Annotated in this window: 11 protein-coding genes and 1 tRNA gene; 5 read left to right on the forward strand and 7 right to left on the reverse strand. The window is 65.3% G+C overall.

Annotated features, from left to right (window positions below):
• Positions 1-6: 6 nt before the first annotated feature.
• The 3 genes from ACZ60G_RS19680 to ACZ60G_RS19690 all read right to left on the reverse strand — a co-directional run bounded on the left by ACZ60G_RS19680 (position 7) and on the right by ACZ60G_RS19690 (position 2635).
• A complete protein-coding gene (locus ACZ60G_RS19680; RefSeq protein WP_465811477.1) occupies positions 7-1305 on the reverse strand; it encodes a YhgE/Pip domain-containing protein in 1299 nt (432 codons plus the stop codon).
• Positions 1306-1373: 68 nt separating this feature from the next.
• Positions 1374-2384 carry an alpha/beta hydrolase gene (locus ACZ60G_RS19685; RefSeq protein WP_465811478.1) on the reverse strand — a complete coding sequence of 337 codons (1011 nt, stop codon included), beginning with the start codon at positions 2382-2384 and terminating at the stop codon, positions 1374-1376.
• Positions 2369-2635: a hypothetical protein gene (locus ACZ60G_RS19690; RefSeq protein WP_465811479.1), complete on the reverse strand. Its 267-nt coding sequence runs from the start codon at positions 2633-2635 to the stop codon at positions 2369-2371. The genes ACZ60G_RS19685 and ACZ60G_RS19690 overlap by 16 nt, the downstream gene beginning before the upstream one ends.
• Positions 2636-2933: 298 nt before the next feature.
• On the opposite strand from ACZ60G_RS19690, the gene ACZ60G_RS19695 reads away from it, so the two are divergent.
• The 5 genes from ACZ60G_RS19695 (at position 2934) to ACZ60G_RS19715 (ending at position 10292) form a co-directional block, all read left to right on the forward strand.
• Positions 2934-5249, forward strand: a complete 2316-nt coding sequence (locus ACZ60G_RS19695; RefSeq protein ID WP_465811480.1) for an ATP-binding protein — start codon at positions 2934-2936, stop codon at positions 5247-5249.
• Positions 5250-5387: 138 nt separating this feature from the next.
• Positions 5388-6170 (forward strand): Zn-ribbon domain-containing OB-fold protein, encoded by a 783-nt coding sequence (locus ACZ60G_RS19700; RefSeq protein WP_465811481.1) that lies wholly within the window; start codon positions 5388-5390, stop codon positions 6168-6170.
• 119 nt (positions 6171-6289) lie between these two features.
• Entirely contained in the window at positions 6290-8716 is a 2427-nt protein-coding gene (locus tag ACZ60G_RS19705) for an ATP-binding protein (protein ID WP_465811482.1), read from the forward strand.
• Between the two features lie 425 nt (positions 8717-9141).
• Positions 9142-9699 (forward strand): MspA family porin, encoded by a 558-nt coding sequence (locus ACZ60G_RS19710; protein ID WP_465811612.1) that lies wholly within the window; start codon positions 9142-9144, stop codon positions 9697-9699.
• Between the two features lie 254 nt (positions 9700-9953).
• Positions 9954-10292, forward strand: a complete 339-nt coding sequence (locus ACZ60G_RS19715) for a GNAT family N-acetyltransferase (RefSeq protein ID WP_465811483.1) — start codon at positions 9954-9956, stop codon at positions 10290-10292.
• 17 nt (positions 10293-10309) lie between these two features.
• Here ACZ60G_RS19715 and ACZ60G_RS19720 read toward each other — a convergent pair.
• From ACZ60G_RS19720 to topA, 4 genes are all read right to left on the reverse strand, one after another.
• A tRNA-Thr gene (locus tag ACZ60G_RS19720) sits at positions 10310-10385 on the reverse strand.
• Between the two features lie 63 nt (positions 10386-10448).
• Complete coding sequence (locus ACZ60G_RS19725) at positions 10449-11654, reverse strand: DNA polymerase III subunit delta' (RefSeq protein ID WP_465811484.1); 1206 nt, start codon at positions 11652-11654, stop codon at positions 10449-10451.
• Between the two features lie 59 nt (positions 11655-11713).
• A complete protein-coding gene (locus ACZ60G_RS19730) occupies positions 11714-12217 on the reverse strand; it encodes a DinB family protein (protein WP_465811485.1) in 504 nt (167 codons plus the stop codon).
• A 67-nt stretch (positions 12218-12284) separates the two neighbouring features.
• Entirely contained in the window at positions 12285-15083 is a 2799-nt protein-coding gene (topA, locus tag ACZ60G_RS19735; RefSeq protein WP_465811613.1) for a type I DNA topoisomerase, read from the reverse strand.
• Positions 15084-15241: the final 158 nt, after the last annotated feature.

Genomic DNA, 15241 nt, shown 5'->3' on the forward strand with positions numbered 1-15241 from the left:
CCAGCATCAACTCTTTGCCGGTGCACGGTGCAGTTCTTTCCGGTCGTAGTAGCGAGTGACGACGCCGCCCACGACGAGTCCGATGACCAGGCCCAGCAGCGTCATCCAGATCGCGCGGCTCAGTCCGGCGGAGCCGTCGGCGTTGAAGTACAGGATGGCCCTGATGCCGAGGTACACCTGGTGCATCGGTTCGAAATCGGCAAGCCAGGCAACAGATTTCGGGATTGCCTCGATCGGTATGGTGCCGCCGGAGGAGGGCAGGCCGAGCACGATGAACAGGATGAGGTTGACCAGCAGACCCGCAGTGCCGAGCGCTGACACGATCGACAGCGCGGTGACGCCGACTGCGATGATCGCGAAGGTGCTGTAGAGGAACAGCAGCAGCGGCCGCTCGATCGGCATGCCGAGCCAATGCCCGACCGCCATGAATATCCCGGCCACAACCGGCGCGGTGCCGGTGATCACGCCCCACTTCAGCAGCAGCGTCCGAAGCCGGGAAATCGGCGTCGGCGGATAGTGCACGTACCAGGGACCGAATTCGGTCGGTGCGAAACCGAGCGACGAATCGACCATCCCGTTGATCACCATGGCGCCGGTGAATCCGGCCAGCAGCACCATCATCGTGTAGAAGAAGGCCGTCAGACCGCCGCCCGTACCCGACGGCAGGGGATGGAACGGGGCGACGACCACATCGATCGGCTGGGCCAGCATCAGCCGGCTCAGGCCGACCAGTTCCGGCGCCGACCCGGACGACTGCAGCTGGGTCTGCACGGTCTCGGTGAGCTGCTTGCCGACCGTCTGATTCGCTTGCGCGAGTGCGCTTCCGGCCACCGTCTGCACGACCTGCGATGAGAACGCCCCGGACCGCGGATTGGTGTACACCGTGATGATCGGCCGACTGACATCACCGGGCACCACGCTGGCGGTGGCGAAAATTCCGAGCCGCTTGGTGAAGTCGCTCGGAATGACGATCGCCCCGTACACATTGCCCGAGTTCAACTCTTGCTGTGCCTCGTTGATGCCGAGCACTCGCAGATCGATTTTGTCGCTCGGAATCTGCTGCACCAGCGCGTCACTGATCTGCTTACCCACATCGGTCGGCTTCCCGCCGATCAGATCCCCGCTGTCCTGATCGACCAGCGCGATCGGAAAGCCGTGCAGATGCTTCGACGGATCGACCACATACGCGAGATACATCGTGGCCAACAGGGCCATGAGCAACGACACCACAACCGCCGGTGCGAGCCACACACGCACGCGCGATCGACGAGGACTCGTCTGCTCGACCTGTTCCGGGTTCGTCATGACAGCACCGTAATTGCTGGATCGAGACGAATCGGAGTGATTGCCGGACTGTCTCTCAGCGGTGCCGGTCAAGCCACAATCTGGCGGTGGAACAGACCCAGGTCGTCGATCGCGGCTCGGGCGTCGGAAAGGAAATCCGAAGCGACGTGGTGGACGTGCGGCGCGCGGTCCCAGACCTGCAGCTGTACCGGGACGTCCGCTTCGACGCAGCGGCGGGCCAGCATTTCCGCGTCGGGCAGCAGGCATTCGGTGGAGCCGACCTGGATCAGGACCGGAGGTAGACCGGTGAAGTCGTGGTTGACCGGCGACCATGTCGGATCGAGTTCGCCGTCGAGGGCGACGCCGCGTCGCGCGATTGTTTCCAGGATCCGAGTGGGGATATAGGAATCGAGGTGCCGGTTGGGGTGGGCGTTTCGGGTCGTCGAATCGAAGTCGGCCCACGGTGCGATCGTGGAGATGCCGCCGGGCATCGACAAGCCGCGTTCCCGGATTGCCAGCACCAGCCGGAAGGCCAGCCCGCCGCCTGCCGAATCACCGGAGACGATGATGCGCTCGGGTTGGAAGCCGTGCTCGAGCAGGTAGACATAGGACTCGACGGCGTCGTCGAGAGTCTCGGTGAAATGCGCACCGGGCAAGTGCCGGTAGTCGACATTGAATGCGGGCATCCGGCTCGCGCGTCCGATTTTGGCGACGAGGCGCCGATGGGTGTTCAAACCGCCGCTGATAAACCCACCGCCGTGGAAGTACAGCAGCGCCGAATCTTGTCGCTGCCACGGGGCGGGCAGATCGTCGTTCCATAACCATTCGGCGCGGAAATTACCCAACTGAACGGTCCAGCGTTTGGTGCCTTTCGGAGGCACGAGTGCGGCAGCCGGTAGATCGATGAGTCGGCTGAGCCAGAGCGCGTGCTCGAACCGCCTGTGGCCACCTATCAGCGCCAGGGTTGCCAACCCCAACCCGACTGTGCCGCGCAGCAGCGGATGGGCGATTCGAGTTCCGATACTTGCCTGGTTGGCTGGTTCGACAATCGGTGACGATGCTTCGGGCCGCGCAACAGCCGCGGTCACGACCATTGCCATTGTCGGCCCTTATTCCGGCGGGGCGGAATAAGGGTGGTCCAGAAGTCGCGGCGCACCGCGTCCCACAGCTTCGTCATACCCGGATGGAGTTCTCGTGCTTGCGCGAGATCCGGATAAGTGGTGGGGCCGAACGAGAGCACCGGCGAGGCATCGGATGCGTCGTGCACGGCCACGATCGAGATCAGCCGATTCTGGATCAATCGCCACGTCACGCGCAGTCCGTCGAATTCGGTTCGACATACGTCATCCATCGCTGACCCCCGGTTGTCGAGGATGTAGCTCGTGCCTTTGGCTACCCTCATCGATCGGGCACGCTCGGTGAGATGTCAAGGTCGACCTCCTGCTCACAACTGATTGACCGAGCCTCACAGATCCGGCACGCACAGACATGGGTAGAAACACCCACTTCACCACCCAAATCCGCAGTTCGCGCATGTTGAGACCGCATTCGGACGCACCGATGGGTAGCGCTCGGGCACCCACCGCTCAGGGAACGACCTTCGCAAACGGGGCCCTTACAGGGCCCCTGGCACGGTTAGATTAGGTCTCATGGGGCGAAGTAAGCCCACTCGCGTGGTCGGTAACCTGCCATTCGCGGTGACAAGTTTCGTCGGACGGCAACGGGAGATCCGCGAGGTCCGCGAGCTGCTCGCGACGGCTCGGTTGGTCACGCTCACCGGTGTGGGCGGTGTCGGGAAGACTCGGCTCGCCAGCGAGGTAGCGGCCGTTTCCGGCCGGTCGTTTCCGGACGGAGTGTGGCTGGTCGACCTGTCCGCCGTCGTCGATGCCGATCTGGTGGCACAGACGGTGCTGACCAGCCTGGCCTTGGTGGACGTATCGAACCGGACCATCGAGCAGCAGCTCGTCGAGTACCTGGCGGATCTACAGGCGTTGATAGTGCTGGACAACTGCGAACACCTGGTGGATGCGTGCAGCGCGCTCTGCAATGTGCTGCTGCGATCCTGTGCCGGGCTGCGGATTCTGACCACCAGTCGCGAGTTGCTCGACGTCGCCGGCGAGCACGTATACACGGTTCCGACGCTGTCGATGCCGACCCCTTACGATCCGGTGACGCTCAGGGGGCTGACTGCCTACGATGCGCCGACGATGCTGGTGGAGCGGGCACGGGCGGTGCGCCCGGACCTGACCCTCACCGAACGGGATGCGGACGTATTGGTGCGGGTCTGCGAGCGTCTGGACGGGATTCCGCTCGCTATCGAACTCGCTGCGTCCCGGTTACGGTCGCTATCGCTGCCCGCCGTCCTGGACCGGCTCGAGGACCGATTCTTGCTGTTGGCCGGTTCGGTCCGGGCCGCTGTGCCACGGCAGCGGACGCTGCGGGCCCTGATCGACTGGAGCTACGAGCTGTGCCTGCCGACCGAACAGCTGCTGTGGGCGCGGCTGTCGGTGTTCGCCGGTGGATTCACCCTCGCCGCGGCGGAGGGCGTCTGCGCTGGTCCCGACCTGCCGCGTGAACGCATTCTGGACCTGATCGACCATCTGGTCGCGCAGTCGATCCTGGCCCCCGTACCGACCGGCGGCCAACCGCGGTATCGGATGCTGGAAACGATCCGCGAATACGGCGCGCATCGGCTGACCGAGCGGGATGAGAGCAGCGCCATGCGCAAACGGCATTGCGACCACTACCTCGCACTCGCCGAGCAGATCGCCGCAGCCTGGAACGGACCCGGCCAGGCGGCCGGCCTGGCCGAGTTGCGCGCCGAGCGCGACAATCTGCAAGCCGCGCTGGACTGGGCGACGAGCACACCGGCCGCCGTCCGCGAAGCGCTGGCGCTGGTCACCGCCCTGCGCTATCACTGGTGCGCCGACGGTTTCCTCGGTGAGGGACGGCGATGGACCGATAAGGCGCTGCGCACTGCCGACTACTCCGGCCCGGAGCGGATCTCCGCACTGTGGGTGGCGGGCTGGGCGCGGCTGCTGCTGGCCGACATCGACGCGGCCACCGCGGCGCTCGACGAATGCGCGGAGCGCGCGGCGGTGGTGGGCGATCGCCACGCGCTGGGCTGGGTGAGCTGTCTGCGCGGCACAGCCCACTTGTTCCCGGGGCATCTCGCGTCGGCCATCGCAGCCTTCGAGCAGGCCGCCGAGGATTACTCGGACGACGACGATGTGGTCCGCATGACCCTGTTCCAACTCGCCGTGACCCAGGCACACGCCGGTGACCACAGCGCGGGCGCGACGGCCCGCCGCGGCATCGAACTGGCCGACCAGCAGGGCGAACGGTGGACCAAATCGTATTCACTCTGGGCCCTCGGCTACGACCAGTACGTGCGCGGCGAATACGACAGTGCGGTCGAGTCGACGCGTGCCGCCCTGGAGATCCAGCGCGAATTCAACGACCATGTCGGCGCGGCACTGATGATGGAATTACTGGCCTGGATCGCCGCCGCCCGCGGCGAATACCGGCACGCGGCGCGACTGATGGGCGCGGTCGGATCGGTATGGCGGCGCATCGGCACCTCGATCGTGGCGTTCGGACCACATCTCGGCGCACAGCATTCGGCCTGCGAGCACACTCTCACCAAGTCACTGCGGCAGGCGGAGCAGGACGCGGAAAGAGGGCACGGTGCGGCACTGGATCACGCCCACGCGATCCAATACGCACTCGATCCCAGCCAGACCGCCCAGGAGCCGGACGAGCACGAAGACACCATGCTCACGGCCCGCGAGCGGCAGGTGGCCGAACTCGTCACGCAGGGCCTCAGCAACCGGCGGATCGCCGAGCGGCTCGTGCTGTCGACGCGCACCGTCGACCGGCACCTGGAAAACATCCTCTGCAAACTCGGCTACTCGTCTCGGGCACAGATAGCCGCCTGGACCGCGCGCACGTACCGCCTGAACTAGCCCCTCGACCGGGTCGCGATACGGACCGGTCGGCAGAAATGGGTATACCCCTGGTAGTTCTACCGTCGTGTTCGAGCGCCGAGAAGGCGACGCTTGGTGGGGACAGCATCCATGGCTATCACCACACCGAGGTTTCCCATGTCCGAGCAAACATACGAGTCCGGTGGCAGACCCACCGGGACCGATACCGCAATGATGATCCGGCGCTGTGGACGCTGTGACAAATTGTTCGCGCCGCTGACCGCCGAATGTTCGTCGTGCCGGTCCTGGGATCTCGAGTGGTCGCCATCGTCGGGTCTCGGTTCGATCGTGTCGTGGCGGCTCGTACACCGGAGTGTGAGCCGTCCGCACGCCCAGGTGGTGCCGTTGACCATCGCCATTGTGGAACTCGACGAGGGGCCGTGGGTGTACGCGACGATCGAGGGTGATGTCGCACCGTCCGCGGCTCTGCCGGTCCGGGTGCGATTCGAGCCGCGTCCTCGGATCGATCGATTCCCGGTGTTCACCGTCTGCCGAGCGACGCCCGATCCGGATGAAGGCGTTCGTCCCGCGGCACAGCGTGTGTGTGCTGCGAACGATATGCGCCCGACGCATCGTCCCCCTGTCGAACATCGCTACGACGCGTGGTGGGTGCGGACCTCGCTGCGCGAGTGTGAGCTCATGGAAAGCACGAAGGCCCTCGACGCGGCGGCGAAAGCCCTGATCAGCTTTGCGATCCGCTGGGCGCCGTTCGGCGGCGCCACGGCGGGCGAACTGCTTGTGACCTTCGGGGTGACCCGTCGGCGGTTCCTGCACATGGTGGAGGAGGCACTGGGCCCACGACACACCGATAGCGTCAAGGTGCGCGGTTTGAAGCGCCATTTGAGGGAAGCCTTGGCACAGGCCTGGCAGATGAGTCCCACCGCGCTCCCCACCGCCTGATGTAGACACGCACGAACTCGCGATCCGTTCACCTTCGTTGGCGATACGCTGACATTGTCGAAAGGTGAGCGCATGGCGCCCGGTGCTCGCGCACATGCCGAGTGGATTACCCATCGCTGATGACAACGGAGGATCCACTCCGGACCCGCCGCGACGCGATCGCACCCGTCACGGCCGATTCGAGCGCGTCCGGGTTCGAGGACGCGTCGCCTATCCGGGTATGGGCCCCGCCACCACCGCAGACGGGCGGCCGCACCGGCGAGCTGCCACTGGAGCTGACCAGTTTCGTCGATCGCCGCACCGAGACGGCCGAGGTGAAAAATCTGCTGTCCACCCACCGACTGGTTACGTTGGCCGGGATCGGTGGCGTCGGCAAGACCCGGCTTGCGCTGCGAGCGGCGGCGAACGCTCGACGCGATTTCGCCGATGGGGTCCGGGTTGTCGAACTGGCCGACGTGCGCGAACCGTCGATGCTGGTCGAAATCGTGGCGGCCGCCCTTGGCCTGCTGGACCAGTCCGACCAGCCGTTGCTCGACGTGCTGGTCCAGTTCCTCAGTTCGCGGGAAATGCTGCTGGTTCTCGACAACTGCGAACAAGTGGTGGCGGCCTCGGCAAATCTGGTCGAGACGCTGTTGCTGGCCTGTCCGAATCAGCGGATTCTCGTCACCAGCCGCGAGCCGCTGGACATCGCCGGGGAAGCGACCGTGCGGGTCTTGCCGCTGACGGTCCCGGAGCCCGACCACGAACCCGCATTTCGCGGCCTGCCCAAATACGACGCCGTGACATTGTTCGCCGACCGCGCCGCCGCGGTGGTGCCTGGCTTCGAACTCTCCGAGGACAACAAGACCACCGTGGCTCGGATCTGTTCCCGGCTGGACGGATTGCCGCTGGCGATCGAACTCGCGGCGGCTCGGATGCGCGCCATGTCTCCCGAGCAGATCCTGCAGCGGCTCACCGACCGGTACGCGCTGCTCACCCGCGGTAGCCGCACCGCGCCGACGCGACAGCAGACGCTGCGGTGGTGCATCGACTGGAGCTACCAGCTGTGCACGCCGGTCGAGCAGCGGATATGGGCCCGGTTATCGGTATTCGCCGGCGGCTTCGAACTCGATGCCGCCGAGCAGGTGTGCGGTGCCGACCTGGGGCCGGAGAGTCTGCTGGACGCATTGTCCTCCCTGGTGGACAAGTCCATCGTGATCCGGGAGGAACCCGAAGGCGTCGTGCGCTTCCGAATGCTGGAAACCATGCGTGATTACGGTCGCGAGAAGTTGCAGGAGAGCGGCGAATTCCAGGACCTGCGTCGGCGTCACCGCGACTGGTACGAGCGATTGGCCCTGGCTTCGGAGGCGGGGTGGATCAGCGACCAGCAGCTCGGCTGGCTGGCACGGCTCGACCGTGAACAACCGAATTTCCGGGACATGCTCGAGTTCTGCCTTACCGAAGACAGCGCGGAGGCCGCCGAAGCCGGGCTGCGCACCGCCGCCGCCCTATACCTGTTCTGGAGCTTTCGGGGCCAGTACGGCGAAGGCCGACGCTGGCTCGACCGCGTCCTGTCCCACCCCGCCGCGCAGTCGATACCCGATCGCGTGAAAGCGCTGCATGCGAGCGCGATCATGACGGCGGTACAGGGGAACCTGGAGCGCGCGGCCGCCCTCGTGGAGCAGGCATGCACGCTTGCCGAACAGGACCCCGCTCCCACTACCAGGGCGCTGGCCGCGTCCGCCGGGGGAGCCGTGGCACTGTATCGGCGTGAACACGATCGGGCGATATCCGTGCTCGAGCCCGCCCTCGCGGTATTCGAATCGAATGCGCGAGGATATCTGTATATCTCCGTGTTGACCATGCTCGGTTGGGCACGCGCACTCCAGGGTGATACAAAGCGATCGATCGAATATCGCGAGCAGATACTTTCCATCACCGAAGCCTGCGGCGAATCGCTGTTTCGGTCGAGCACGTTGTGGGGGATCGGAATTGCCGCGTGGCAGCAGAGCGAGCGTTCGCACGCAGAAGAAGTGCTGCTGGAATCGCTGCGAGTCAGCCGACACATACCCAGCCCTATCGTCGCGGCACCCAGCATCGAGGCACTGGCCTGGACCGCCGACAACGGTGAACGCGCTGCCATTCTGATGGGAGCCGCGGAATACCTGTTGCGCTCCGCCTCAGGTGTCACAATTTTTTCCAACGAGTTGTCCCACTTTCACGACGAATGCGAGCGCCGAGTGCGCGGCGCACTCGGTGACCGAGCATTCGATGCCGCCTTCCGGCGCGGCCAGGCCATGGGGTTGAACGCCGCGGTGTCCTATGCCCTGGGGGAACCGCCGACCACCACACCACACGATTCCGCGACGACATTGACCAGACGTGAACTCGAGGTCGCACACCTTGTCGCCCAAGGACTCACCAACAAACAGATCGCCGCAGAACTGGTGCTCTCCCAACGCACCGCACAGCACCACGTCGAACACATCCTGACCAAACTCGGATTCACCTCGCGCACCCAGATCGCCGCCTGGATCGTGGACGAGGCCCGGCACGAGAGTTCATGACCGGACTCGGGGAATCGAAACCCTTTGGGGCATAGCACAACTCGCCAGTGTCGCAACGAGCCCGTCGAGCGCCGTGATCGGGACGGCCAGTCTCCAGTCGCGGCCCGTAATGTCCGGCTGGGTCGACAGGCCGGATGAGTAACAGGGCTCATGAGATCAGCTGTCCCGTAGATGCGGTAGGGTCTGCCCGAAGGTTCGAGTGCTGGTCCCGTATCGAACCTCCTGCGCGGGTAGACACTTCGAGTCCCGGTGTCGCGAGCGATCTATTTCTACGGAACAGTCTGTGTCGGTGATTATTCGACTGGAGTGGTATGACCAGGAAATATCTCAAGGTTATTGCATCGCTCACGGCGATGGTCGGTGCAGCGACTTTCATTGCCAACGCACCCGCCGAGGCGGCACCTGGCGAAGCCGGTGCAGGTGGCATGCACCTCGTTGCGGCGGTGGATGTGAGCAATTTCGCCCTGGCCGGAGACGATGTAACACAAGGAATCCCGTTCGTGCACGCAGCCAAAGTGTCCGGGGATTACTCGGTGTCTGTCAGCGGCGGTTCAACCGTCCGCGACGGGGAAATTGCGATCGGATACTTGATCGGTTGCGCCGTGGATATCTCCGAAGGTGTCACCATCGGAATTGCGCCGAGCGTCGGCGTCAGCGCGGGTATCGCACCCTCGCTCGCGTTGACCCTCGGCGACTCGACCAGCGTCACCGTCGCAGTTTCACCGAGTTTCGGCGTCAATGCCGGTCTCGCCGGAGCGATCTCGGTAACCGTCGTACCGGGGAGGGTCACGGCGGCGGTTATCGGTGCGGCCAGCCTGGATCAGGACGCAGCGTTCCCCTACACATTCAGTCACACCAATACGCCACTGAACGTCAACGGATGCCTGTCGCCCGCATCAGCCATGCCGTTCGTCACCGCGCGCGTCGACGGTATCAACGGAACCGCCCAGACAACCGGCTACGGAACACAATTCACGTTCTAGGGACACTGCCGCCGCAAACGCCGACCCCGCTTCTCTGACGTAGCGACCGCTAGGAAGGGATCCGGGGGTCGGCCCTCCGAGCATTCCAGTTCGGGCAACACGAACGGCGTGATCACGTTCCGGGTCGGGCCCGCCCTCCTGTCCTTCTCGCACAATCTGGCGGCGAGCCGCTCCATGGGGATCGTCCGGAAGGGTCGACCCCCAGAATCAGCGATTCTGTCGATGCGGGCCCGCTGCCGGTGCATTCTCGGTGCGTGGTCTTCGACTTCTCAGTCCCGATCCTCGAGACCGAGCGGCTGGTACTGCATGAATGGCACCCCGCCGACGCGAGTGACATGTTCGCCTTCCGGAGCGATCCCATCGCGCAGCGCTACAACTCCGAAGCCCATCGCGACGTATCCGACGCCGAGGCCCTGATCGCCGCGCTACGCACCGCCTACGCCGCCAAGGAACAAATCCAGTGGGCCCTACCGGGCGCGATGACCGACCCATCGGTCTGTTCGGCATCAACTCCTGGCACCGCTTCCACCGCCGCGCCGAGATCGGCTACGACCTCGCACGGAAACACCGTCTATCGGTTGGGCAAGAAGTAGCCTCTGAAATGGGAAAATGGAGCCGCCTGGGGGAATCGAACCCCCGACCTTTTCATTACGAGTGAAGCGCTCTACCGACTGAGCTAAGGCGGCGTGCCTTTCGGCCACGCGAGTCTATCGTCTCGGCGGTCGGATCGCGAAAACGGGTGGTAGCGGTCACGCGGATTGGGCGGAGATGAGGGTGGCGACCATGGCGGCGAGGGCGAAGCGGGGTTTGACGTTGAGGTCGAGGGCCTCGCGGCAGGCGAGGACGGCTTCGATGGAGCGGAGCAGGCCCTCGGGGCGGACGCGGTCGGCGAGATCGTGGATCTGGTCGGACATATCGGGGTGGGTGAGAGTGACACCGGAACCGTTGCCAGCGGCGCCGAAGCGGACAGCCAGAGCGTCACGGTAGACGCCCGCGACGTCGATCAGCGCGCGGTCCAGGGCATCGCGGCCGGTGCGGGTGGCGCGGGATTTCTGCCTGCGCTCCAAGTCCTTGAGTACACCGGCCGAACCTCGGGTCGCGCCCGCAGCGCCCTTACCAGTGCCGCCCGCACCGAGTGCGGTCGCCAATTCTTCGCGCTCACGTTCGTCGCGGGCCGCACTCATCTGCTTGGCTTCGTCGTCGGCGGATTTCACCAATTCATCCGCTGCCGTGTAGGCGGCACCGGGCCGCGAAACCGCACCCACCAACGCCAGCGCCCGCTGCCGACGAGCACGCGCTTCCTCATCGGTGGCCAACCGCCGAGCCCGCCCGACATGACCGCCGCTCACCGATGCCGCCCAGGTGGCGGTCTTCTCATCGAGTTTGTCGCGCTCGCGCAGCACATGCGCGATGGCGGGCACCGAGGGCGTCACCAGATGTACATGCCGACAGCGCGACCGCAGCGTCACGGAGATGTCCTCCGGATCCACCGATGGCGCGCACAGCAGGAATACCGTCCGATCCGGCGGCTCCTCGACCACCTTCAACAGCACATTGCCCGCCGCTTCGGTCAACCGGTCGGCGTCCTCGATCAGCACCACTTGCCATCGACCGGTACTCGGCCGCCGCGAGGCGATCTGCACGATCTCGCGCATCTCCTTGGTGCTGATGCTCAGCCCTTCCGGAATCACCCGCCGCACATCACCGTGCGTTCCGGCCATCGTGGTCGTGCACGCATGGCACCGACCACATCCGGGCTTCCCTTCGTCCGTGCACTGCAACGCGGCCGCAAAGCACAGCGCCGCAATGGATCTCCCCGATCCGGGCGGTCCGGTGAACAGCCACGAATGCGTCATCGCGCCATTGCCGGTCCCCCCGCGCGCGGCGACCGCGGCCGCCCGCAATTCGGACTCGACCGCATCCTGCCCAACCAGCCGATCGAAGACACCCGCCACGCGTTACACCCTAGCCGCCCCCTCCGACAGCCCCGGCCGGACGGCTGAACGGATCCGTATCAAGCTCGCTGATAGGTGGTATTGGCACCGTCGAGCGCCTCCCGAATGATGTCGGCGTGACCACTGTGGTGGGTGATCTCGCGCAACACGTGCAGCAGCGTGAACCGCACGGTCCACCACACGCGTTCGGGCGTCCACGGTGTCGTCGGGGTCGGAATGGACGTGCTCAGATCCGGCTCGGTGCGAATCAGCTTCGCGGTCGCCTCCGCCACCTCGTCCCAGGTGGCCAGCAGTCCCGCAACCGTATCGTCGGGCGCCATCACATATTCGCCCTCGAATTCGGCCAGCTCCTGTTTCGCCGTCTCATCGCGCTCGACGATGACCTTTGTCCAGTGCCGCTCGCAGTTCACGACATGGTGCAGCAGTCCACCGAGAGTCAACTCGCTGACGGTGGTGCGCTGCCGCGCCTGCTGCTCGTCGAGACCACGCAGGGTGATTCGAAACAGCTCGCGCTGACTGTCGAGCGCGAGGATGAGATCTTCGCGTTCCTGATCGATGGCCATGGCGGTCCCCTTCCCGATCGAGCTTCGATACCGGGGCGAGGCTACGGCAAGCCACCGACGAAAACCGTCAGGACTTCTTCGCGGCCGCCTTCTTTGCGGTGGTTTTCTTGGCGGCGGTCTTCTTCGCCGCCGTCGCCTTCTTGGCCGGAGTCTTCTTCGCCGCCGCCTTCTTGGCCGTCTTCTTCACCGGACCACGTGCGCGCCGGTCGGCGAGCAATTCCGAAGCCCGCTCATCGGTGATCGAATCGACCTCATCACCCTTGCGCAGGCTGGCATTGGTCTCACCGTCGGTGACATACGGACCGAAGCGCCCGTCCTTGATCACCATCGGCTTACCGGTCGCCGAATCGTTCCCGAGCTCGCGCAACGCCGCAGCACTGGCGGCCTGGCGTCCGCGCCGCTTGGGCTCGGCGTAGATCTTGAGCGCCTCGTCCAGCGTCACGGTGAAGATCTGGTCTTCGTTGAGCAGCGAACGAGAATCGGTGCCCTTCTTCAGATATGGGCCGTAGCGCCCGTTCTGCGCGGTGATCTCCTCACCGGAAGCCGGGTCGGCACCGACAACGCGCGGCAGCGACAACAACTTCAGCGCATCGTCGAGCGTAATCGTCGCCAGATCCATATCTTTGAACAGCGATCCGGTCCGCGGCTTAGGCGCCGCAGCCTTTTTCGCGGTCTTCTTCGCGGGCGCGGGTCCGTCCTCGACCGCGGGCTCCGGCAGGATCTCGGTGACGTACGGACCGAAACGTCCTTCCTTGGCGACGATTTCGTGTCCGGTCGCCGGATCGGTGCCGAGCGTACGCCCCTCCTGCGGTGTCGAGAAAAGCTTCTCGGCGACCTCGGGGGTCAGCTCGTCCGGCGGCAGATCATCGGGCAGATTCGCCCGTTGCGAAATCGAATCCCCTTCCGGGTCATCGGGATTGGCGACCATCCGCTCCAGATACGGTCCGAATCGTCCGACCCGAACCACGACGTCGCGACCTTCGCCATCGACGAACAGCTTGATCGAATTGACCTCTCGGGCATCGATATCATCGAGCCGCTCACCGACCATCCGCTTCAGACCGCCGGAGCGCGCGACCGAACCCTCGACACCGTGATCGCCGCCGAAATAGAAGCTGGACAACCAATTTCCGCGCTGCTCACGCCCGCCGGCAATGGCGTCGAGATCGTCCTCCATCGCGGCGGTGAAGTCGAAGTCGACCAGCCGACCGAAGTAGGCCTCCAGCAAACCGACCACCGCGAAGGCGACCCACGACGGCACCAGCGCACTGCCGCGCTTGTACACATATCCGCGGTCGAGAATGGTCTTGATGATCGACGAATACGTCGAAGGTCGACCGATGCCGAGCTCTTCGAGCGTCTTGATCAACGAGGCCTCGGTATACCGCGCGGGCGGATTCGTGCTGTGCCCATCGGGATTCAGCTCCACCGCCGTGACGCGCTCGCCCTCGTCGAGTGCGGGCAGCCGGGATTCGGCGTCGTCGGACTGACCGCCCGCCTCCTCGTCGACACTCTCGACATAGGCCTTGAGGAAGCCCGGGAAGGTGATGGTCCGGCCGGACGCCGAGAACACGCATTCCTCGCCGGTACCCGCGACACCGGTGATCCGCAGCGTCAGCGTGGTGCCCCTGGCGTCGGCCATCTGCGAGGCGACCGTGCGCTGCCAGATCAGCTCGTAGAGCCGGAACTCGTCATTATCCAACCGCGCATGCAATTGGCCCGGGGTCGCGAAGGTATCGCCTGCCGGGCGGATCGCCTCGTGCGCCTCCTGCGCGTTCTTCACCTTGCGGGTGTACTGCCGCGGCGTCGGGTGCACATACTCAGCGCCGTACAGCTGGGTCGCCTGCGACCTGGCCGCAGCGATCGCCGACTCCGACAGCGTGGTCGAGTCGGTACGCATATAAGTGATGTAGCCGTTCTCGTACAGCCGCTGCGCGACCCGCATGGTCCGCTCGGCATTGAACCGCAGCTTGCGGCCCGCCTCCTGCTGCAGCGTCGAGGTCATGAACGGCGCGTACGGCTTGCGCGTATATGGCTTTGCCTCCGCTGACGAGACCACCAGATCGGCGCCCTCGAGCGCCTCGGCGAGGCGGCGGGCATATGGCTCGTCGAGGACGACCACGCCATTGCCCTTGAGCTGCCCATCCGGTCCGAAGTCCCGGCCGGTGGCGACCCTGGTCCCGTCGACGCTGACCAGTCGCGCCCCGAAGGTCCGCGGATTGGTGGCATCGCCGTTGCCTCCGCCCGCATCCAGCTTCGCCGCGATATCCCAGTACTCGGCCGAGCGGAAGGCCATCCGCTCGCGCTCGCGCTGCACGATCACCCTGGTCGCGACCGACTGCACCCGGCCAGCCGACAGTCGCGGCATGACCTTCTTCCACAGCACCGGACTGACCTCGTAGCCGTACAGCCGGTCCAGGATGCGCCGGGTTTCCTGCGCATCGACCAGATCGTTGTCCAGATCGCGGGTATCGGCTGCGGCGGCCAGAATGGCGGGCTCGGTGATCTCGTGGAACACCATGCGTCGCACCGGCACCTTGGGCTTCAACGTCTCCAGCAGGTGCCAGGCGATCGCCTCACCCTCACGGTCGGGGTCGGTGGCGAGGTAGAGCTCGTCGGCATCGGCCAGCAGACTCTTGAGCTCGGAAACCTTGGCCTTCTTATCCGGACTCACCACATAGATGGGTTCGAAGTCGTTGTCGACGTCGACGCCGAGGCGCGCCCAGGATTGGCCCTTGTACTTGGCGGGCACGTCCGCCGCACCGCGCGGCAGGTCCCGGATATGACCGACCGAGGCCTCGACCGTGTAATTGCGACCCAGATAGGGCGCTATTTTGCGGGCCTTGGTCGGGGACTCGACGATCACGAGACGACGCAGGGGACGGCCCTGGTCGGCTGCACCGCGGTCTCGTGTTGCCACCGGCGAATACACCTTTCCTTATCGACCCGCGCGGCGCTTTTTCGCGCTGTGCGCGGCTGGGGCAAGCGGCGGCGACGAGGAGGACGTTGCCACCAGACACGTTT

Source organism: Nocardia sp. NPDC102475, assembly GCF_055584605.1.